18 protein-coding genes are annotated in these 18680 nt (G+C 65.6%); 6 read left to right on the forward strand and 12 right to left on the reverse strand.

Annotated features, from left to right (window positions below):
- Positions 1 to 64: 64 nt before the first annotated feature.
- On the forward strand, positions 65 to 1171 hold the full coding sequence (aguA, locus tag D6Z43_RS19045) for an agmatine deiminase (RefSeq protein WP_120653643.1): 1107 nt from the start codon (positions 65 to 67) through the stop codon (positions 1169 to 1171).
- Between the two features lie 190 nt (positions 1172 to 1361).
- Here aguA and D6Z43_RS19050 read toward each other — a convergent pair whose 3' ends face one another.
- The 7 genes from D6Z43_RS19050 to D6Z43_RS19080 all read right to left on the reverse strand — a co-directional run bounded on the left by D6Z43_RS19050 (position 1362) and on the right by D6Z43_RS19080 (position 7962).
- Positions 1362 to 1577 carry a molybdopterin-binding protein gene (locus D6Z43_RS19050; RefSeq protein ID WP_003455791.1) on the reverse strand — a complete coding sequence of 72 codons (216 nt, stop codon included), beginning with the start codon at positions 1575 to 1577 and terminating at the stop codon, positions 1362 to 1364.
- Between the two features lie 37 nt (positions 1578 to 1614).
- Entirely contained in the window at positions 1615 to 2424 is an 810-nt protein-coding gene (gene ssuB / locus D6Z43_RS19055; protein WP_120653644.1) for an aliphatic sulfonates ABC transporter ATP-binding protein, read from the reverse strand.
- Positions 2421 to 3206 carry an aliphatic sulfonate ABC transporter permease SsuC gene (ssuC, locus tag D6Z43_RS19060; RefSeq protein WP_120653645.1) on the reverse strand — a complete coding sequence of 262 codons (786 nt, stop codon included), beginning with the start codon at positions 3204 to 3206 and terminating at the stop codon, positions 2421 to 2423. The genes ssuB and ssuC overlap by 4 nt, the downstream gene beginning before the upstream one ends.
- Positions 3207 to 3216: 10 nt before the next feature.
- Positions 3217 to 4380 carry an FMNH2-dependent alkanesulfonate monooxygenase gene (gene ssuD, locus D6Z43_RS19065; RefSeq protein ID WP_120653646.1) on the reverse strand — a complete coding sequence of 388 codons (1164 nt, stop codon included), beginning with the start codon at positions 4378 to 4380 and terminating at the stop codon, positions 3217 to 3219.
- Positions 4381 to 4429: 49 nt separating this feature from the next.
- Complete coding sequence (locus tag D6Z43_RS19070; RefSeq protein WP_120653647.1) at positions 4430 to 5407, reverse strand: sulfonate ABC transporter substrate-binding protein; 978 nt, start codon at positions 5405 to 5407, stop codon at positions 4430 to 4432.
- Positions 5408 to 5507: 100 nt separating this feature from the next.
- Positions 5508 to 6146, reverse strand: coding sequence for a peroxiredoxin (locus D6Z43_RS19075; RefSeq protein WP_120653648.1), 639 nt, complete (start codon positions 6144 to 6146; stop codon positions 5508 to 5510).
- Between the two features lie 484 nt (positions 6147 to 6630).
- Entirely contained in the window at positions 6631 to 7962 is a 1332-nt protein-coding gene (locus D6Z43_RS19080; RefSeq protein ID WP_120653649.1) for an OprD family porin, read from the reverse strand.
- Positions 7963 to 8367: 405 nt separating this feature from the next.
- Between D6Z43_RS19080 and tauA the strand changes: the two genes are divergently transcribed.
- The 5 genes from tauA (at position 8368) to D6Z43_RS19105 (ending at position 14124) form a co-directional block, all read left to right on the forward strand.
- Positions 8368 to 9348, forward strand: coding sequence for a taurine ABC transporter substrate-binding protein (tauA, locus tag D6Z43_RS19085; protein WP_153919585.1), 981 nt, complete (start codon positions 8368 to 8370; stop codon positions 9346 to 9348).
- A gap of 88 nt (positions 9349 to 9436) precedes the next feature.
- Positions 9437 to 10219 (forward strand): taurine ABC transporter ATP-binding subunit, encoded by a 783-nt coding sequence (gene tauB / locus D6Z43_RS19090; protein ID WP_120653650.1) that lies wholly within the window; start codon positions 9437 to 9439, stop codon positions 10217 to 10219.
- The gene (gene tauC / locus D6Z43_RS19095) at positions 10216 to 11049 is read left to right on the forward strand and encodes a taurine ABC transporter permease TauC (protein WP_120653651.1); all 834 of its coding nucleotides are present in this window, start codon (positions 10216 to 10218) and stop codon (positions 11047 to 11049) included. Before tauB ends, tauC begins: the two co-directional genes overlap by 4 nt.
- Positions 11050 to 11164: 115 nt before the next feature.
- Positions 11165 to 11998, forward strand: a complete 834-nt coding sequence (gene tauD, locus D6Z43_RS19100) for a taurine dioxygenase (RefSeq protein WP_120653652.1) — start codon at positions 11165 to 11167, stop codon at positions 11996 to 11998.
- Positions 11999 to 12069: 71 nt separating this feature from the next.
- Complete coding sequence (locus tag D6Z43_RS19105; RefSeq protein WP_120653653.1) at positions 12070 to 14124, forward strand: OPT family oligopeptide transporter; 2055 nt, start codon at positions 12070 to 12072, stop codon at positions 14122 to 14124.
- Between the two features lie 77 nt (positions 14125 to 14201).
- On the opposite strand, the gene D6Z43_RS19110 is transcribed toward D6Z43_RS19105, so the two are convergent.
- From D6Z43_RS19110 to D6Z43_RS19130, 5 genes are all read right to left on the reverse strand, one after another.
- Positions 14202 to 14498 (reverse strand): gamma-butyrobetaine hydroxylase-like domain-containing protein, encoded by a 297-nt coding sequence (locus D6Z43_RS19110; RefSeq protein ID WP_120653654.1) that lies wholly within the window; start codon positions 14496 to 14498, stop codon positions 14202 to 14204.
- Positions 14498 to 15463 carry a HEAT repeat domain-containing protein gene (locus D6Z43_RS19115; RefSeq protein WP_120653655.1) on the reverse strand — a complete coding sequence of 322 codons (966 nt, stop codon included), beginning with the start codon at positions 15461 to 15463 and terminating at the stop codon, positions 14498 to 14500. The genes D6Z43_RS19110 and D6Z43_RS19115 overlap by 1 nt, the downstream gene beginning before the upstream one ends.
- Positions 15460 to 16314, reverse strand: a complete 855-nt coding sequence (locus tag D6Z43_RS19120) for an ABC transporter ATP-binding protein (RefSeq protein ID WP_120653656.1) — start codon at positions 16312 to 16314, stop codon at positions 15460 to 15462. The genes D6Z43_RS19115 and D6Z43_RS19120 overlap by 4 nt, the downstream gene beginning before the upstream one ends.
- Positions 16314 to 17093, reverse strand: coding sequence for an ABC transporter permease (locus D6Z43_RS19125; protein WP_120653657.1), 780 nt, complete (start codon positions 17091 to 17093; stop codon positions 16314 to 16316). Before D6Z43_RS19125 ends, D6Z43_RS19120 begins: the two co-directional genes overlap by 1 nt.
- An 89-nt stretch (positions 17094 to 17182) precedes the next feature.
- Positions 17183 to 18589: an ABC transporter substrate-binding protein gene (locus tag D6Z43_RS19130; protein WP_120653658.1), complete on the reverse strand. Its 1407-nt coding sequence runs from the start codon at positions 18587 to 18589 to the stop codon at positions 17183 to 17185.
- Positions 18590 to 18680 lie beyond the last annotated feature (91 nt).

An 18680-nucleotide genomic window follows, 5' to 3' on the forward strand; every position in this document is an offset into this window, starting at 1 on the left:
GCCATTTTCAACGCAGTTATTCCGACGCGCAGCAGACCCTGAACAGACTGACGGTGAATTGTCGATGAACACACTTGATAGCCTCCCCCGCGACGACGGCTTCCGCATGCCCGCCGAGTGGGAACCCCATACCCGCACCTGGATGGTCTGGCCTGAGCGTCCTGACAACTGGCGCCTTGGCGGTAAGCCCGCGCAAGCGGCCTTCACCGCTGTGGCCAAGGCCATCGCCCGCTTCGAACCGGTGACCGTCTGCGTCTCCGCCACCCAGTACGAAAACGCCCGCGCACGCCTCGATGAGCCGAACATCCGCGTAGTGGAAATCAGCACCGACGATGCCTGGGTCCGTGATACCGGCCCGACCTTCGTGGTCAACGACAACGGCGACGTACGCGGCGTGGACTGGACCTTCAACGCCTGGGGCGGCTTCGATGGCGGCCTGTACTTCCCCTGGAACCGCGACGACCAGGTTGCGCGCAAGGTTCTTGAGATCGAAGGCTCCAAACGCTACCGCACCGATGGCTTCGTGCTGGAAGGCGGTTCGATCCATGTGGACGGCGAAGGCACCCTGATCACCACCGAGGAATGCCTGCTGAACAAGAACCGCAACCCGCACCTCTCCCGCGAGGAAATCGAGGCGGTGCTGCGCGAACAACTCGCGGTGCAAACCGTGATCTGGCTACCGGATGGCCTCTACAACGACGAAACCGACGGCCACGTGGACAACTTCTGCTGCTACGTGCGCCCAGGCGAAGTCCTGCTGGCCTGGACCGATGACCCGCACGACCCGAACTTCCCGCGCTGCCAGGCCGCCATGAAGGTGCTGGAGCACGCCCGTGACGCCAAGGGTCGCCAGCTGGTGGTGCACAAGATGCCGATCCCCGGCCCGATCTACGCCACCGAGGAAGAATGCGCCGGCGTGGACCTGGTGGAAGGCACCCAGGAACGCGATCCGTCGATCCGCCTGGCTGGCTCCTACGTGAACTTCCTGATCGCCAACGGCGGCATCATTGCGCCGAAGTTCGACGACGCAAAGGACGCCACGGCCGAAGCCATCCTCAAGCGCATCTTCCCGCAGCACGAAGTGGTGATGGTGCCCGGCCGCGAGATTCTCCTCGGCGGCGGCAACATCCACTGCATTACCCAGCAGCAGCCGGCGCCGCAGAAGCGCTGAGTGAAAACCGGATAAAGCGAACCCCCGCACTTGCGGGGGTTCGTTTTTTCAGGCCTGTCGGGGCGACATCCTGTAGGGGCGAATTCATTCGCCAAGGGCAACGCAGCGGCCCCCTGATGCCTTGCAGGGCAGGCCTTCGGCCTGCTTGGCGAATGAGTTCGCCCCTACAACAGAGCCTCCATTACCCGCCTTACAGCTTCGCGATGGAAACCTCGGTGGACTTCACGAAGGCGATCACCTCGGAGCCAATGCCCAGCTCCAGCTCGCGCACGGAGCGAGTGGTGATCACCGAAGTGACGATACCGGCGGCGGTCTGCACGTCGATCTCGGAAAGCACCGGGCCCTCGATGATTTCCTTGATGGTGCCCTTGAACTGGTTACGGACGTTGATGGCTTTGATGGTCATGGCGGTTATTCCTTTGCTCGGGGTATTGGGGTTTGGGTCAAAGCGCCCAACGCAACTGCGTGGGCAGGGGGGAAACGGGTTCGGGTTCCGGTGGCGCCGGCGGCAGCGCCAGCACCCGGTCCAGCACTTCGGCTTCCAGCGCGGCCAGGCGGGCCGAGCCACGGGCTCGCGGACGGTGCAGCTCAATCGGCAGATCCAGGCCGATGGCACCGTCCTCGATCAGGATCACCCGGTCGGCTACGGCCACCGCCTCGTTCACGTCATGGGTCACCAGCAGGACAGTGAATCCGTGCTGCTGCCAGAGGCGCTCAATCAGTTGCTGCATCTCGATGCGGGTCAGCGCATCCAGCGCTCCCAACGGTTCGTCCAGCAGTAACAGGCGTGGCTGGTGGATCAGGGCGCGGGCCAGGGCCACGCGCTGCTTCTGGCCACCGGAGAGCGCCGCCGGCCACTCATGCGCACGGTCGGCCAGGCCTACCGCTTCAAGCGCTTCCAGGGCGCGCGGGCGCCAGTTGCCGGAGAGGCCCAGACCGACGTTGTCGATCACCCGTTTCCAGGGCAACAGACGTGCATCCTGGAACATCAGGCGGGTGTCCTCGCGGGCGTCTTCCAGCGGCGCCGAGCCGGCCAGCAGCTCACCACGAGATGGTTTGTCCAGACCTGCCAACAGGCGCAGCAAGGTGCTCTTGCCGCAGCCACTGCGACCGACCACGGCGACGAACTGGCCGGCAGGAATCAGCAGGTCGATGCCCTTGAGCACTTCACGCTCGCCAAAGGCCTTGCCAATTCCGCGCAGCGCCAGCGGTATGCCGCGCTTGAGACGTTGCGGAACCTGGGCAACAGTCATGCGGCACCTCCCTTGGCCTGGTAGGCCGGGTGCCAACGCAACCAGATGCGCTCGAGGCCACGAGCGGCAACGTCGGCCAGCTTGCCGAGCACCGCGTAGAGCAGGATCGCCAGAACCACCACATCGGTTTGCAGGAACTCGCGGGCGTTCATCGCCAGGTAGCCGATGCCGGAGCTGGCGGAAATCGTCTCGGCGACGATCAGCGTCAGCCACATGAATCCGAGGGCGAAACGCACGCCCACCAGGATCGAAGGCAGCGCGCCGGGCAGGATGACCTGGCGGAACAGCGCGAAACCGGACAACCCGTAGCTGCGCGCCATTTCCACCAGCGCCGGGTCGACGTTGCGGATACCGTGGTAAGTGTTGAGGTAGATGGGGAACAGGGTGCCGAGGGCAACCAGGAAAATCTTCGCCGACTCATCGATGCCGAACCACAGGATCACCAGTGGAATCAGCGCCAGGTGCGGCACGTTGCGGATCATCTGCACGGAGCTATCCAGCAGGCGCTCGCCCCACTTCGACAGGCCAGTGATGAAGCCCAGCAACAGGCCGAGGCCGCCGCCAATGGAGAAACCGATACCCGCGCGCCAGCCGCTGATGGCCAGATGGGTCCAGATCTCGCCGCTGGAAAGCAGGTCCCAGCCCGCCGCCAGCACCGCGCTTGGCGCTGGCAGGATGCGGGTGGACAGCAGGCCGGTTTCCACCGCGATCTGCCAGATCGCCAGCAGCGCCACGGGCAAGGCCCAGGGCGCCAGGCGCAGAAGTATGGATTCGAGTTTCATCCCCGCGCCCTCAGCTCTGCGACGCCAGCTTGTGCAGCTTGGCCTCGGGCAGGGCTTCGTTGGCCACCATCTCACCGAAGGGACTGACAAAGCCCAGGCCGTCGTTGGTACGGGGGCGGGCCACCTCGAGGTGGGGGAACAGAAGTTCGGCGACGCGATAAGACTCTTCCAGGTGCGGATAGCCGGAGAAGATGAAAGTATCGATACCGAGGTCGGCGTACTCCTTCACCCGCGCGGCCACGGTCGGACCGTCACCCACCAGGGCAGTGCCGGCACCACCCCGTACCAGGCCGACACCGGCCCAGAGATTGGGGCTGACTTCCAGCTTGTCGCGCCGACCGTTATGCAGGGCAGCCATGCGCTGCTGGCCCACGGAGTCGAAGCGGGCGAAGGCCGCCTGGGCCTTCGCGATGGTGGCGTCATCGAGGTTTTCGATCAGGCGGTCGGCAGCGGCCCAGGCGGCCTCAACGGTTTCGCGCACGATCACGTGCAGGCGGATGCCAAAGCGCACAGTGCGGCCCTGTTGGGCGGCCTTGGCGCGTACCTGTTCGATCTTCTCCTTCACCGCTGCCGGCGGCTCGCCCCAGGTCAGGTACAGCTCCACCTGCTCGGCCGCCAGGTCCTGGGCGGCGTCGGAGGAGCCACCGAAGTACAGCGGCGGACGCGGCTGTTGTAGCGGCGGGTAGAACAATTTGGCGCCCTTCACCTGGATGTGCTTGCCGTCGTAGTCGACGGTTTCGCCCTCCAGCACACGGCGCCAGATACGGGTGAACTCCACTGCGGCTTCGTAACGTTCTTCATGGTTCAGGTGCAGGCCGTCGGCGGCCAGTTCGTCCGGGTCGCCCCCAGTCACCAGGTTGAACAGCGCGCGGCCACCGGACAGGCGATCCAGGGTCGCCGCCTGGCGCGCGGCCACGGTCGGCGAAATGATCCCGGGGCGCAGGGCCACGAGGAATTTCAGGCGTTGGGTTACCGGGATCAGCGAAGCCGCCACCAGCCAGGAATCCTCGCAGGAACGCCCGGTGGGGATCAGCACGCCGCCAAAGCCGAGGCGGTCGGCTGCCTGGGCGATCTGTTGCAGGTAGCCGTGGTCAACCGCGCGGGCGCCCTCGGATGTGCCGAGGTAGTGGCCGTCGCCGTGGGTCGGCAGGAACCAGAAGATGTTCAAGCTCATGGAGTGGTCTCCTTAAATTCCCCCCTCTCCGTCTGGAGAGGGGTTCAAGTCACTGCTGCGCGACTTTTGCGGGTGGTACCGAAGCCGGCTGCGTCCAGATCACATCGGCGATGCTGAGTTTTTTCGGGATCAGCTTCAGCCCTGTGAAGGTGTCGGCGATTTTCTGCTGCGCAGCGACAACCTCCGGGCTCAGCGGCTGGGCACCGTAGCCCTGACGCTTCACCGCGATGGAGGTGATGTCCTTGGGCAGGCCCAGCAACGGCGCCACCTGTTCGGTGACCTTGTCCGGATCGGCCTTGGAGTCCTCACCCACGGCGCGCACTTCCTCGATCAGGGTGCTGATCACCTGAGGATGCTTCTGCGCAAAAGTCCGAGTGGCTAGGTAGAACTGATGGTTATCCACAAGCCCTTCGCCATTGCGCAGGGTGCGGGCCTCCAGTTGCTTCTCGGCGGCCGCCTGGAAGGGGTCCCAGATCACCCAGGCATCCACGCTGCCGCGCTCGAAGGCAGCACGGGCATCGGCCGGGGGCAGGTAGACGGGCTGGATATCGCTGTACTTCAGACCGGCATCTTCCAACGCACGCACCAGCAGGTAATGCACGTTGGAGCCCTTGTTCAGGGCGACCTTCTTGCCGGCCAACTCCTTCACCGACTGGATGGGCGAACCCTTGGGCACCAGGATCGCCTCGCTTTGCGGTGCCGGCGGTTCAAAGGCCACGTAGAGCAGATCAGCGCCTGCGGCCTGGGCGAACACCGGCGGCGTCTCGCCGGTTACGCCGAAGTCGATGGAGCCGACGTTAAGGCCTTCCAGCAGCTGCGGGCCGCCGGGGAACTCGGTCCATTTCACCTCGATGCCCTGATCGGCCAGACGCTTCTCCAGCGAGCCCTTGGCCTTGAGCAACACGAGGGTGCCGTACTTCTGGTAGCCGATCCGCAAGGTTTCAGCCTGTGCTTGAGTGATGGCGCCGAAAGCCAGGGCAGCCGCGAACAGGGCAGCCAGGCTCCGACGCAAAGTGATGGTGCGCATGGCGCTCTCCTCATGACTTTGCTTGTGGTGTCGTTGCCTGCTTCCCGTTGGCGGGTGAGTAAGGCGGGGGTCGTTCAGGGCGCGCGAGGCGCCGGATGAATCAGCGGTTGGGTTGCGGAGTCAGGCGCAGGTACGGCCGGACAGCCTTGTAGCCGCGCGGGAAGCGCTGGCGAATCTCGTCTTCATCCTTGAGCGAGGGGACGATCACCACGTCGTCACCGTCCTGCCAGTTGGCCGGGGTGGCAACCTTGTGGTTGTCGGTCAGCTGCAGGGAGTCGATCACCCGCAGAATCTCGTTGAAGTTGCGCCCAGTGCTGGCCGGGTAGGTGATGATCAGGCGCACCTTCTTGTTCGGATCGATGATGAACAGCGAACGCACGGTGAGGGTGTCGTTGGCGTTCGGGTGGATCAGGTCGTACAGGTCGGACACCTGGCGGTCGGCGTCAGCGATGATCGGGAAATTCACCAGGGTGCCCTGGGTGTCGTTGATGTCATCGATCCAGCGGTGATGGGAGTCCACCGGATCGACGGAAAGGGCGATCGCCTTGACCCCGCGAGCGGCGAATTCATCTTTCAGCTTGGCGGTGAAACCGAGCTCGGTAGTGCACACCGGAGTGAAGTCGGCCGGATGCGAGAACAGCACGCCCCAGCTGCTGCCCAGCCATTCGTGGAAGCGGATGCGGCCTTCGCTGGAATCCTGTTCGAAGTCGGGGGCGATGTCGCCAAGGCGGATACTCATGGTGCTGCTCCTGTGTCTGGATGTCGTTCCGTGGGGCTCACTATGCGTAGTCGCGCTGAAAGTTAAAAAGAATAAATAACAATTTGTTTATGCAATTAAAGAATATTAAATCGAGGGCGTAAAAAAGCCGGGAAGACCTCTGGAATGAGGTTCCCGGCGGTTTCCGGTATTCACTTCTGGGCCGTTGCCCCCACCCCAACCCTCTCCCTGAAGGGAGAGGGGGCTGTCCGTGCCAACGTTCGGGCCAGACACCTCCCTGTAGGGGCGAATTCATTTTCCAAGGACCGCGCAGAAGCCCCGTAGGTTGGCCCGAGCCTGCAAGGCCCAACACAACGAAGCTCCGGGCGGGCCTTTTTTGCCTCCCCCCAACCCTCTCCCGCAAACGGGAGAGGGAGTCGTCCGTGCTGAGGCCTGACATGTGAACCATCCCTGTAGGAGCGAATTCATTCGCGATTGAAATCGCTCCCACAGGCCCCAGGGCGCTTTACAGCAAGGTCAGGGTGTAGCTCAGGATCAGCCGGTTCTCGTCCTGGTCGCGGGCTGCGTCGCTGCGCAGTGCGGCGTTGCGCCAGGACACGCCGAGCCCCTTCAGCGGACCGTCCTGCAGCACGTAGTCGAGGCGGAAGTCGCGCTCCCACTCGCCCTGGTCGCTGCCCTGGGTCTCGATGTTGCTGCCCTTCAGGTAGGTGCCCACCGCCTTCAGCCCCGGCACGCCGAGCTTGGCGAAGTCGTAGCCGTATTCGGCCACCCAGGTGCGCTCGCCGGCGCTGAGGAACTTGCCGATCTGGCGGTCGGTGATCAGGTAGGCGGTGGCGCCATCCCCCTGGTTGAGGAAGGGGAAGGCACTGTCGCCGGAGGCCTGCTGGTAGCCCAGGCTGGCCGCGTGGCCGCCGAGGGTGTAGGTGAACAGCGCGCTCCAGGTGCGGTTGTCCACTTCATAGCGGTCCGGGTCGTTGGCCGCCCAGTTGCCCGAGCTGCGGAAGCCTTCGCGGCGGCCGGCCACGCTGGCGTTCTTGCCGTCGGAATCGCTGTAGAAGTAGCGCAGGTCGGACTTCAGCGCGCCCACCGGCAGCGCCCAGTTGTGGGTCAGGCCGAGGAAGTGCTGGTTGTAGAAGTCTTCCAGGTTGCCGTAGTAGTACTGCGCGAGCAGGTTGTCGCTGACCTTGTAGTCGCCCCCGGCGAAGTAGAACTTGTTGACGAACTGGCCGCTGCGGGCGTTGTTCGCGCCGGCGATCGACAGGCCACGGGCGTCGCTGGAGTTACGCCCCTTGGCGTGTTCCAGCTGGCCACCGACCAGGGTCAGGCCGGCGATCTCGCTGGAGGTCACCTGGCCACCCTCGAAGGTCTGCGGCAGCAGGCGGCCGTCGTTGTAGGTCACCACCGGCAGCTTCGGCAGCAGGGTGCCGATACGCGCTTCGGTCTTGGAAATGCGCACCTTGCCGGTCACGCCGAGGCTGCCGAAATCGTCCTTGGCGCGGCCGTCGTTGTCGGTCGGGAACACGGTGCCGCCGTAGCTGGCGCTGGTCGGGTTGTAGTGGCGGCCCTTGCCGGAATCCAGCTTCACGCCCAACAGGCCGAGGGCATCGACGCCAACCCCGACGGTGCCTTCGGTGTAGCCGGAGGCGTAGTTGAAGAGGAAGCCCTGGCCCCACTCTTCCTGCTTGGACGGCGCGTCGGCGAACTGGCGGTTGTCCGAGTTGATGTAGAAGTTGCGCAGGGTCAGGCTGGCCTTGCTGTCTTCGATGAAACCGCCAGCGGCGGCTTGCTGGGCCAGCACGCCGAGGGCGACAGCCAGGGCGAGGGACGACTTGTTCATGCTCGATGCTCCATTGCGATCTTGTAAGGGTGTGAGATGCCCGGAGCAGGAGCAGACGCGAAGCGCCGCTGCGTGACCTTCGAAGCCACTGTCTTTTTCACAGGCTCCGGTGCAAGTGCGATGCGGCGGTCCGCTTTCGGCAGGCCGCCACTCTAGAAGGCGAAGGCTAATTTCTAAAAAGAATTATTTTTCAGATACAAATAACTTTCAGCAATAAGCAATTTTACGGAGACCACCCCCGCCTCCGATCCAGCTGACCTAAGCTAATGCTAAAAAATTATTTATTTCAGCTTTTTTAGATCATTTAGATTCTCTCCACCGGACCACCGGACATCCCAGAACGCACCACCCTGTCCCGTGGACCGGCCTCCGAGACCGGCCCCCAAGCCCGTTGAGGAGCGCACCATGATTCCGATCCTGTTCCCCCGTCGCCTGCTGGCGGCCCTGACCCTTGGCGGCCTGGCACTGAGCGCCCAGGCTGCGGACTTCACCGTCGCCTACCAGACCACTGTCGACCCGGCCAAGGTGGCCCAGGCCGATGGTGCCTATGAGAAAGCCAGCAAATCCGAGATCGACTGGCGCAAGTTCGACAGCGGCGCTGAAGTCATCACCGCCGTCGCCTCCGGTGACGTGCAGATCGGCTATGTCGGCTCCAGCCCCCTGGCAGCCGCCGCCACTCGCCAGCTACCAATCCAGACCTTCCTCATCGCCACCCAGATCGGCGATGCCGAAGCCCTGGTGGCACGTAACGGTGCCGGCATCACCAAGCCCGAAGACCTGATCGGCAAGAAGATCGCCGTGCCCTTCGTTTCCACCGGCCACTACAGCCTGCTGGCGGCCCTCAAGCACTGGCAGATCGATCCCACCAAAGTGACCATCCTCAACCTCGCGCCGCCGGCCATCGTCGCTGCCTGGCAGCGCGGCGACATCGATGCCACCTATGTCTGGGACCCGGCGCTGGGCGTCGCCAAATCCAGCGGCAAGGTCCTCATCAGCTCTGCCGAACTGAGCAAGCTGGGCGCCCCCACCTTCGACGCCTGGATCGTGCGCAAGGACTTCGCCGAGAAGCACCCTGAAGTCGTCCGCGCCTTCGCCAAGGTGACGCTCGACGCCTACGCCGACTACCGCAAGGACCCGCAAGCCTGGCTGGCCGACAAGGGTAATATCGACAAGCTGGTGAAGCTCTCCGGCGCCAAGGCCGAAGACATTCCGCTGCTGCTGCAAGGCAACGTCTTCCCGCTGGCCGCCGACCAGGCGACCGCCCTGGGTGCCCCCACCACCCAGGCCATCAGCGAGACCGCGCGCTTCCTCAAGGAGCAAGGCAAGGTCGACGCCGTACTGCCTGACTACGCGCCCTACGTCAGCGCCAAGTACGTCACCAATTGATCCGCGGCGCATCGGCGGGGCGCTCTTGAAAACGACGCCCCGTCAGCGCTTGTTCGATCAGAAACCCTTGCAGAAGAGCGTTAGAAAAATGGCCTTACTCCAGCTGGAGCGCATCAGCGCACAGTACCCAGGCGCGGCCGAGCCGGTACTGACGGACATATCCTTCGACCTCGGCCCCGGCGAACTGCTGGTAGCCCTCGGCCCATCCGGCAGCGGCAAGACCACCCTGCTCAATCTCATGGCCGGTTTCGTCAGCCCCAGCGCCGGACGCATCAGCCTCGACGGGGCGCCCGTCAGCGGCCCCAGCGCCGAGCGTGGCGTGGTGTTCCAGGACGATGCCCTACTGCCCTGGCAAGACGTGCTCGGCAATGTCGCCTTCGGTCTCGAACTGGCCGGCGTGCCCCGTACCGAGCGTGAGGCGCGTGCCCGTGAAATGCTCGCCCTGGTGGACCTGGCCGGCTTCGACAAGCGCCGCATCTGGGAGCTTTCCGGCGGACAGAAACAACGCGTCGGTATCGCTCGTGCCCTGGCGGCCGATCCGCGCGTGCTGCTGATGGACGAGCCATTCGGCGCCCTCGATGCCTTCACCCGCGAGCAGATGCAGGAGTTGTTGCTGCAGGTCTGGCGACGCGCCGCGAAGCCGGTATTCCTGATCACCCACGACATCGAGGAAGCGGTCTTCCTCGCCACCGAACTCATCCTGCTGTCGCCTAATCCGGGACGCATCAGCGAACGCCTGCGCCTGGACTTCGGCCAGCGTTACGCCGCCGGAGAAAGCGCACGGGCGATCAAGTCCGATCCGCAGTTCATCGAGACGCGCGAGCACGTGCTCGCCCAGGTCTTCGCCGAACGCCAGAGGAGAAGCGCATGAGCAGCCTCGAACTCCCCGTGGCCAGCAAGCTCGTCCCGACCGTGAATCCACGCCAGCGCCGCCCGCTGAGCACCCTGTCGATCAGCCTGCTGACCCTCGGCAGCCTGCTGCTGGCCTGGTGGGCCGTGACCACCGCCGGCTTGATCGAACCCCTGTTCCTGCCCAGTCCGCAGGCCATCGCCCGCAAGGGCTGGGTGCTGCTGACCCAGGGCTACATGGACGCCAGCCTCTGGCAGCACCTGGGCGCAAGCCTCGGGCGCATCGGCCTGGCTCTGCTGGCAGCGGCACTGACTGCCGTTCCGCTCGGCATCGCCATCGGCCGCAACCGTATCGCTCGCGGCATCTTCGACCCCCTGATCGAGTTCTACCGACCCATTCCACCGCTGGCCTATCTGCCCCTGATCGTCATCTGGTGCGGCATCGGCGAGCTGTCGAAGGTGCTGCTGATCTTCCTTGCGATCTTCGCTCCCATCGCCATCGCCACTGCCACCGGTGTGCGCAACGTCGACCCGGCGCGGTTGCGGGCGGCGCAGTCGCTGGGAGCAAGCCAGGCGCAACTGATCCGTCATGTGATCCTGCCCAGCGCCCTGCCGGACATCCTCACCGGCGTGCGCATCGGTCTCGGTGTCGGCTGGTCCACCCTGGTGGCCGCCGAACTGGTGGCCGCCACCCGTGGACTGGGTTTCATGGTGCAGTCGGCAGCGCAGTTCCTCGTTACCGACGTGGTGATCCTCGGCATCCTCGTCATCGCCCTGATCGCCTTCGCCCTCGAACTCGGCCTGCGCGCCCTGCAACGCAAGCTCGTGCCCTGGCATGGGCAGAGCCACTGAACAACTTTCGTTGGGCTTCGCGCAGCTCGCGGAACTCCGCCCGCCCCAACCTACGCACCGGTAGGTTGGCCAGAGCGCAGCGAAGCCCAACAACTCCGGACTCCGAGACACAGCCATGACCCTGCACATCACCCCGCTCTCCCCCGCCCTCGGCGCCGTGGTCGAAGGGCTCGACCTCAGCAAGCTGCTCGACGCCTCGCTGCGCGCTGCGGTGGAGCAAGCCCTGCTCAACCACCAGGTACTGTTCTTCCGCGACCAGCCGCTGAACCCGCAGCAGCAGGCCGCCTTCGCCCGCAACTTCGGCGACCTGCACATCCACCCGATCTACCCGAACATCCCCGATCAGCCGGAAGTGCTGGTACTGGATACCGCCGTGACCGACGTGCGCGACAACGCCCTCTGGCACACCGACGTGACCTTCCTGGAAACACCGGCACTCGGTGCGGTGCTTGCCGCCAAACAGCTCCCGCCCTACGGCGGTGACACGCTCTGGGCGAGCAGCAGCGCGGCCTATGACGCGCTGTCGAAACCCATCCAGCAATTGCTCGAAGGCCTCACCGCCATCCACGATCTGTCTCGTTCCTTCCCCGAGGAGCGTTTCAGCCTCACCGCTGAAGAACACGAGCGCCTGGAAGACGCCAAGCGCAGGCACCCACCGCGCAGTCATCCGGTGGTGCGCACCCACCCGGTCACCGGACGCAAGGGACTGTTCGTCAACGAAGGCTTCACCACCCGCATCAACGAACTGTCAGCGGCAGAAAGCGATGCACTGCTGCGCCTTCTCTTCGCCCACGCCACCCGCCCGGAGTTCACCATTCGCTGGCGTTGGCAGGCCAACGACGTGGCCTTCTGGGACAACCGCATCACTCAGCATTTCGCGGTGGACGACTACCGCCCCCAGCGCCGCGTGATGCACCGCGCGACCATCCTGGGTGATAGGCCGTTCTGATCGGGCGGCGCCCTGTGGTCTAGGCTTTCCGTGCCGGCGCCACGCCGCCAGCGTGTTCTCAGGAGAGCAGCATGACGGACCGCGTCCCCGACCACCTCGACTTGCCCGAACTCACCCTGCGCGGATTGATCCTGGGTGCGCTGATCACGCTGGTGTTCACCGCATCCAATGTCTATCTCGGCCTCAAGGTCGGCCTGACTTTCGCGTCGTCGATACCTGCCGCCGTGATCTCCATGGCGGTGCTGCGCTATTTCAAGGGCTCGAACATCCTCGAGAACAACATGGTGCAGACCCAGGCGTCGGCGGCCGGCACCCTGTCCTCGATCATCTTCATCCTTCCCGGCCTGTTGATGATCGGTTACTGGGCGGGTTTCCCCTTCTGGCAGACCGCGATGATCTGCGCCATCGGCGGCATCCTCGGCGTGCTCTACACCATCCCCCTGCGCCGCGTGATGGTGGTGCAGAGCGAACTGCCCTACCCCGAAGGTGTGGCGGCGGCGGAGATTCTCCGGGTCGGCAGCAGTGACGACGGCGACGACGAGGACGCGGCACAACGCCGGGGCGAGCCGGGCCTGCGCGACATCCTCGGCGGCGGCCTGGTAGCAGCGGCCTTCAGCCTGTGCAGCAGCGGCTTCAAGGTGCTCGGCGAGAGCATCAGCCTGTGGGTCGGCGCCGGGCAGGCGGCTTTCCGTTTCTCCACCGGTTTCTCCTTCGCCCTGGTCGGTGCGGGCTACCTGATGGGCATCACTGCGGGCATCGCCATCCTCATCGGCGTGCTGATCTGCTGGGGCGTGGCGGTGCCACTGCTGACGTTCAATGCCACACCGGCCGAAGACCTGGGGCTGAGTGAACTGGCCACCCAGCTCTGGAGTTCACAGGTACGTTTCCTCGGCGCAGGCACCATCGGCATTGCTGCACTCTGGACCCTGGCCACCCTGTTCAAACCCATGGCGCAAGGCGTGTGGACATCTCTGCGCGCCGTTCGCGGCAAGGGTGGGACGAGCACCGCGCGCACAGAGCGCGACATGCCGCCCAACGCCCTCCTGCTGCTGTCCGGCCTGCTCCTGCTGGCCCTGCTCGGTGTCTTCGCGACCTTCCTCCACGAGGCAGCGCCAGACCTGTCCGGACTGGGGTTCTGGAGCTTCGTGGCCGGCTGCGTGTTCTTCGCCTTCTTCTTCGGTTTCCTGATCGCCGCCGCCTGCGGCTACATGGCCGGACTCGTGGGTTCGTCCAGCAGTCCGATCTCCGGCATCGGCATCATCGCGGTGATCCTGGTATCGCTGCTGATCCTCGGCATGGGCAGCCTGGAGTCCGGCCTGCTGCAACTGGCCGGCGGCAAGGTTGCCATCGCCCTGGCCCTGTTCACCACGTCGGTGGTACTGGCCATCGCAGCCATCTCCAACGACAACCTGCAGGACCTCAAGACCGGTTACCTGGTCGGCGCCACACCCTGGCGTCAGCAAGTGGCGCTGATCGTCGGCTGCCTGGTCGGCGCGATGGTGATCCCGCCGGTACTCGACCTGCTGTACAGCGCCTATGGCTTCTCCGGCGCCCTGCCTCGCGAAGGCATGGACCCGCAGCAGGCCCTGGCGGCGCCGCAGGCGACCCTGCTCACCGCCATCGCCAGCGGCATTTTCAAGAACGCGCTGAACTGGAACATGATCCTGATCGGCGTCGTGCTGGGTATCGCGCTGATCCTCGTCGACCTGGCCCTGCGCCGTACCAGCAAGGCGAGCCTGCCGGTACTGGCGGTGGGTCTGGGCATCTACCTGCCACCGACCATCGGCATGACCCTGGTGATCGGTGCCGCGCTGGGCTGGCTGATCGACAGCCGCCTGGCCAGGCGCACTCAGGCCACGGGGCAGGAGCTGGACCGCTATGCCGAAGTGCCGCGTCGCCGTGGTGTGTTGCTGGCCTCGGGGCTGATCGTCGGCGAGAGTCTGATGGGCATCCTGCTCGCCAGTCTGATCGGCACCACCGGCAAGGGTGCACCGCTGGCCCTCGTCGGACCCGGTTTCAGTCGTACGGCCGAATGGCTCGGCCTCGTCGTCTTCGCCCTGGTCTGCGCCGCGTTCTGCCGGCATGTGCTGGGTACGCAACGAGGGAGCGAGCTCATTCGCGAATGAATTCGCACAATCCAACATATAGGAGCGAGCTTGCTCGCGAACGGTCCGTGCACAACCTTTCGCGAGCAAGCTCGCTCCTACAGGTCAGTGCCCGCTCCGCCTAAATCACGCAGGTACTCCCAGGGATAGATCCCGCGCTCGTGCCCATCGCTGAACACCAGCTGCACGCCATAGCCCTGCAGCGCGATGCGTTCCAGGCGCACGTCTTGATCCACCAGCCCGATCACCCCACGCAGCCGCGCCGCCTTGCACTGCGAGCAAGGGCAGGCGCCGCGCAGGCGTGTATGGCTGATCTGCTGCTGCTCGCCGTCATCCCACTCCAGGCTCAGGCGCGCCTGGCTACGGGAGTTGCGCAGGGCTCTGGGGGCACCCATCAGGCGGCTCCCTGCAGTTGCGCCAGGGCGATACGCACGGCCTTGCGCACTTCCGGATCGCTGTCAGCTTCCGCGGCGCGCAGTGCAGGCAGCCCGGCGGCGTCACCCAGTTCCCCCAGGGCCAGTGCCGCCTCCTTGCGCAGGTTGGCAATGCCATGGCCGAGCAGTCCGGCCAGTTCGCCCAGGGCTTGCCGATAACGCAGGCGCCCCAGGGCACGGGCAGCGCGCAGGCGGACCTGCCAGTAATCGTCCTCCAGGGCCAGCACCAGCGCCGAACCGGCTTCAGCCAGGCCGACCTTGCCGAGGGTGGTGGCGGCTTCCTCACGGACCTGCCAAGTGCTATCACGCAGCGCTGCGTACAGGGCCGGCAACACGCCGGCATCACGGGCAAGACCAAGGGCTCCGGTGGCGGCGCGGCGCACTTCGAAGTCGGCATCGTCACTGGCCAGGCGCGCCAGTTGTGGCAGCGCAGCTTCGTGCTTGAGCCAGCCAAGGATGCCCACCGCCTCGCGGCGCACTGCGGCGTCGGCATCGGCCAGTGCCAGCAGCGCCGGGCCGGCTGCGTCCTCCAGGCGCAGTTCGCGCAAGGCACGCAATGCGCTACTGCGCACGAAGGCATCGGCATGGGTCACCCAGGGCAGAATCAACTGCCCAGCCTCCAGGCTCTTCAGCTCGCTCAGGCTCTGGGCGGCGGCCAGGCGCACGGGGTCGGCGGCGTCCGCCAGTGCGGCACAAAGCGCCTGCACCACTTCGGGTTCTTCCCAGGCCTCCAGCAGGCGCGCGGCCTCGGCGCGCACCTCGGCGGCCGGGTCCACCACCAGCGCATCGGTGAGCCAGGGCAGGCCCTCCGGGTCTTCCAGGTCGGCGAGTTCGATCAAGGCAATGCGGCGCACACCAGCATCGTCATCCACCAGGCGTGGCAGCAGCTCGAGGATCTCAGGGTTGTCGGTCTCACGATTGGTCATAGGGCGACTCGCAATGGCGGGTGGTCGGTGGGCAGTCCCAGCGGCGTCAGGCGTGGCAGCTCGCGGCCTTCTTCATGACGCAGCAGTTCCAGGCAATGACGCTTCAGGTGGGTGAAGCCAGGGCTGGTAAGCAGGCTGACACGGCGAGGCCGGGGGAAGTCCAGGCGCAGGTCTTCGATGAAGCGCCCGGGGCGCGGGCTCATTACCAGGATGCGATCGGCGAGGAACAGTGCTTCGTCGATGTCGTGGGTAACGAACACCACGGTGGTGCGGATGCGCGTCCAGATATCCAGCAGCAGCTCCTGCATGCGCGAGCGGGTCTGCGCGTCCAGGGCGCCGAAGGGCTCGTCCATCAACAAAAGCCGTGGGCGGTTGATCAGCACGCGAGCGATCTCGGCGCGCTGCTGCATGCCGCCGGAGAGCTGGCTGGGCCAGCGTCCGGCGAAGTCGCCCAGCCCCACCAGGCCGAGGAACTCTGCGGCACGACGCTGCCTTTCGAGCTTGCCGATGCCCTGCATCTTCAGGCCGAAGGCGACGTTGTCGAGCACGTTGCGCCAGGGCAGAAGCGTGTGATGCTGGAACACCATGCCGCGCTCGGGAGAAGGTCCCTCAACCGGCTGGCCATCCACCTCCAGGCTTCCGGCGCAGGGCTTGAGGTGGCCCGCCAGGGCGCCGAGCAAGGTGGACTTGCCGCAGCCGGAGGGGCCGAGGATGCAGACGAACTCTCCCGGCGCGATGGCGAAATCCAGGGCCTGCACCGCCTCGAAGGCATCGCGGCCCTGTCCCAGGCGGATGGAGACGCCCCGAGCCTCGATGCGGCCGGGTTCCACTGCGCGTTCGAAGCTGCTCATCAGGCGTTCCTCCGCGCGTGGTACCAAGGGGTGGCGAGCGCGCCCAGGCGTTTGACCAGGGCGCTGCTGCCCATGCCGAGCAGGCCGATCAGCAGCATGCCGACGACGATGTCGGCGTAGTTCTGCACCACGTAGGACTCCCAGGTGTAATAACCGATGCCGAACTGCCCGGAGATCATCTCCGCGGTGACCAGGCAGAACCACGACGTGCCCATGCCGATGGCAAGGCCGGTGACGATGCTCGGCGCCGCGCCGGGCAGGATCACCTCGCGCAGGATCGCCAGTCGCCCGGCCCCCAGGCTGCGCGCCGAGGCGATCAGGCGCGGGTCCACCGCTTCCACGCCATGCACGGTGTTGAGCAGGACCGGAAACAGCGCGCCGGTGAAGGTGATGAACACCATCGACAGTTCGGACGAGGGGAACATCAGGATGGCCAGGGGAATCCAGGCCACCGCGGGAATCGGCCGCAATACTTCCAGCGGCGGCAACAGGCTGTCCTCAGCCCATTTCGAGCGGCCGATGACCAGCCCCAGCAGCACACCCAGCAGGGCCGCGGCGAGGTAGCCGGCGAAGACTCGCGACAGGCTGCTGGCGAGGTGCGGCAGCAGCTTGCTGGAGTGCGCCAGCTGCCAGGCCGCGTCGAGCACGGCGGCGGGCGTGGGCACGTAGGTGAAGGTGAACAGCCCGAGGTCCAGTCGCGCATTGGCAGCCAGCTGCCAGAACAGCAGGCAGACGGCCAATGAGGCGAGGCGCAGGGGCCAGCGGTAAAGGTTGGTCATGGAGCTCCTCCGATTCCCGCAGGGTGCGCCGTGTGCACCGGGAAGTCCGCATTGGGATTCCGGTGCGCGCAGCGCACCCTACGTTGGCATCAGCGCTGGGCTACCAGCTTCTGGTTGGCACTGACGAAATCGAGCGCGGTGCCGCCATGCTGCTGGGCGTACTGCTCGGCCTGCGACTTGAGCAGGAAGGCGCTCAGTTCACCCTTGTCGCTGCGCACGAACCAGGCCTGGTTGGCCAGCAGCTTGATGCCGCTGTCGGTGGCCTGGGCGTAGATGGCACGGATGTCCTTGCCCTCCTGCTCCAGCTGCGCCAGCGCGGTCAGTGCCGCTTCCGGCGAGGCGTAATGGCGCACCTTGTCTTCGCCGCGCACCCAGATCTGCGCCAGGCGCTTGAAGTCGGTGATGGGCTTGCCGGTGGCGGCGTCGTTGGCCTTGAGCGGCAGCGGGGCGTAATCCTTCAGGGCCTTGTCGTAGTCCTGACCCGCCGCCTTGAACGCCGCACGGATGTACTGGTCGTCGATGAACTTGGCGGTATCCAGGCCACGGTCGGTTTTTTTCAGGAGCTTCAGGGTATCGATGGAGGTGGCCACAGCCTTGCGGTACTCGGGCTTCCAGGTGAGGTCACGGGTCTGCAGGCCGAGCGGACCGTGGAACAGGTAGTTCACCTCGGCCTCGATGCCGGTGACCTTCTCGATCAGCTCGCTGTACTTCTCCGGTTCGGCGGCGAACAGGCGGTCGGCCTCCAGGCTGGCGCGCAGATAGGCGGTGACGATTTCCGGGTATTTCTTCGCATAGGCCGCATCCACCAGCGCCCCGTGGAAGGTAGGCGCCTCGGCCTGGGAGCCGTCGTAGATCTTGCGGGCGAAGCCACGGTTGGGGAACAGCTCGGCGAAGGGCACGAAGTCGGCGTGGGCCTCGATGCGGTTGCTGCGCAGGGCCGAGCCGGCGATCTCCGGCGGCTGGGCGATGATGCGCACGTCTTTCTCCGGGTCCCAGCCCTGGGCGGCAACGGCGCGCAGCAACATGCCGTGGGCAGTGGAGGCGAAGGGTACGGAAATGGTCTTGCCCTTGAGCTCGGCCAGCGATTGAACCGGCGACGAAGCCGGCACCACGATGCCGTTGCCGCTGCCCCGGGTGCTGCCCGACAGCACGCTGATGAACAGGCTCTGCTTGCCGGCATCCAGGTGGGCGACGCCGTTGAACGAGCCGGGGAAGTCGGCCATGGCGCCGAAGTCCAGCTTGCCGGCGACCATCTCGTTGGTCAGCGGCGCGCCGCTGGTGAAGTTCTTCCACTCCACCTGGTAGTCGGCGTCCTTGTACTTGCCGTCATGGGGCAGGTACTTCTCCAGCAGGCCCAGCTCACGGATGAGCAGACCGCCGGTGGCGCAGTTGATGGTGGTGTCCTGGGTGCCGATGGCGATACGGATGGTTTCCGCGGACGCGGACAGGCTGGAGATGGCCAGCGCGAGGCCGGCGACGGTTGCACGAAGACGCATGGGTTTTCCCCTCGAATCATGAGTGTTGGAATCGTCTCCGCCACGCGGTTGGGTGGTGGGAAACGAGGGGCTTTCAGGTTGGGCGTCCGGG

Source organism: Pseudomonas sp. DY-1 (genome assembly GCF_003626975.1).
In the GTDB taxonomy this organism is placed as follows: Bacteria; Pseudomonadota; Gammaproteobacteria; order Pseudomonadales; family Pseudomonadaceae; genus Metapseudomonas.

Bases quoted from the DNA above. Each gene is read 5' to 3' on its own strand.
- D6Z43_RS19125 (WP_120653657.1), bottom strand. From the start codon at position 17,093: ATGACCAACCTTTACCGCTGGCCCCTGCGCCTCGCCTCATTGGCCGTC.
- D6Z43_RS19080 (WP_120653649.1), bottom strand. From the start codon at position 7,962: ATGAACAAGTCGTCCCTCGCCCTGGCTGTCGCCCTCGGCGTGCTGGCC.
- D6Z43_RS19120 (WP_120653656.1), bottom strand. From the start codon at position 16,314: ATGAGCAGCTTCGAACGCGCAGTGGAACCCGGCCGCATCGAGGCTCGG.
- ssuC (WP_120653645.1), bottom strand. From the start codon at position 3,206: ATGAAACTCGAATCCATACTTCTGCGCCTGGCGCCCTGGGCCTTGCCC.
- D6Z43_RS19050 (WP_003455791.1), bottom strand. From the start codon at position 1,577: ATGACCATCAAAGCCATCAACGTCCGTAACCAGTTCAAGGGCACCATC.
- D6Z43_RS19110 (WP_120653654.1), bottom strand. From the start codon at position 14,498: ATGGGTGCCCCCAGAGCCCTGCGCAACTCCCGTAGCCAGGCGCGCCTG.
- tauD (WP_120653652.1), top strand. From the start codon at position 11,165: ATGACCCTGCACATCACCCCGCTCTCCCCCGCCCTCGGCGCCGTGGTC.
- D6Z43_RS19130 (WP_120653658.1), bottom strand. From the start codon at position 18,589: ATGCGTCTTCGTGCAACCGTCGCCGGCCTCGCGCTGGCCATCTCCAGC.
- D6Z43_RS19115 (WP_120653655.1), bottom strand. From the start codon at position 15,463: ATGACCAATCGTGAGACCGACAACCCTGAGATCCTCGAGCTGCTGCCA.
- tauB (WP_120653650.1), top strand. From the start codon at position 9,437: ATGGCCTTACTCCAGCTGGAGCGCATCAGCGCACAGTACCCAGGCGCG.
- tauC (WP_120653651.1), top strand. From the start codon at position 10,216: ATGAGCAGCCTCGAACTCCCCGTGGCCAGCAAGCTCGTCCCGACCGTG.
- tauA (WP_153919585.1), top strand. From the start codon at position 8,368: ATGATTCCGATCCTGTTCCCCCGTCGCCTGCTGGCGGCCCTGACCCTT.
- D6Z43_RS19105 (WP_120653653.1), top strand. From the start codon at position 12,070: ATGACGGACCGCGTCCCCGACCACCTCGACTTGCCCGAACTCACCCTG.
- ssuD (WP_120653646.1), bottom strand. From the start codon at position 4,380: ATGAGCTTGAACATCTTCTGGTTCCTGCCGACCCACGGCGACGGCCAC.
- D6Z43_RS19075 (WP_120653648.1), bottom strand. From the start codon at position 6,146: ATGAGTATCCGCCTTGGCGACATCGCCCCCGACTTCGAACAGGATTCC.
- D6Z43_RS19070 (WP_120653647.1), bottom strand. From the start codon at position 5,407: ATGCGCACCATCACTTTGCGTCGGAGCCTGGCTGCCCTGTTCGCGGCT.
- aguA (WP_120653643.1), top strand. From the start codon at position 65: ATGAACACACTTGATAGCCTCCCCCGCGACGACGGCTTCCGCATGCCC.
- ssuB (WP_120653644.1), bottom strand. From the start codon at position 2,424: ATGACTGTTGCCCAGGTTCCGCAACGTCTCAAGCGCGGCATACCGCTG.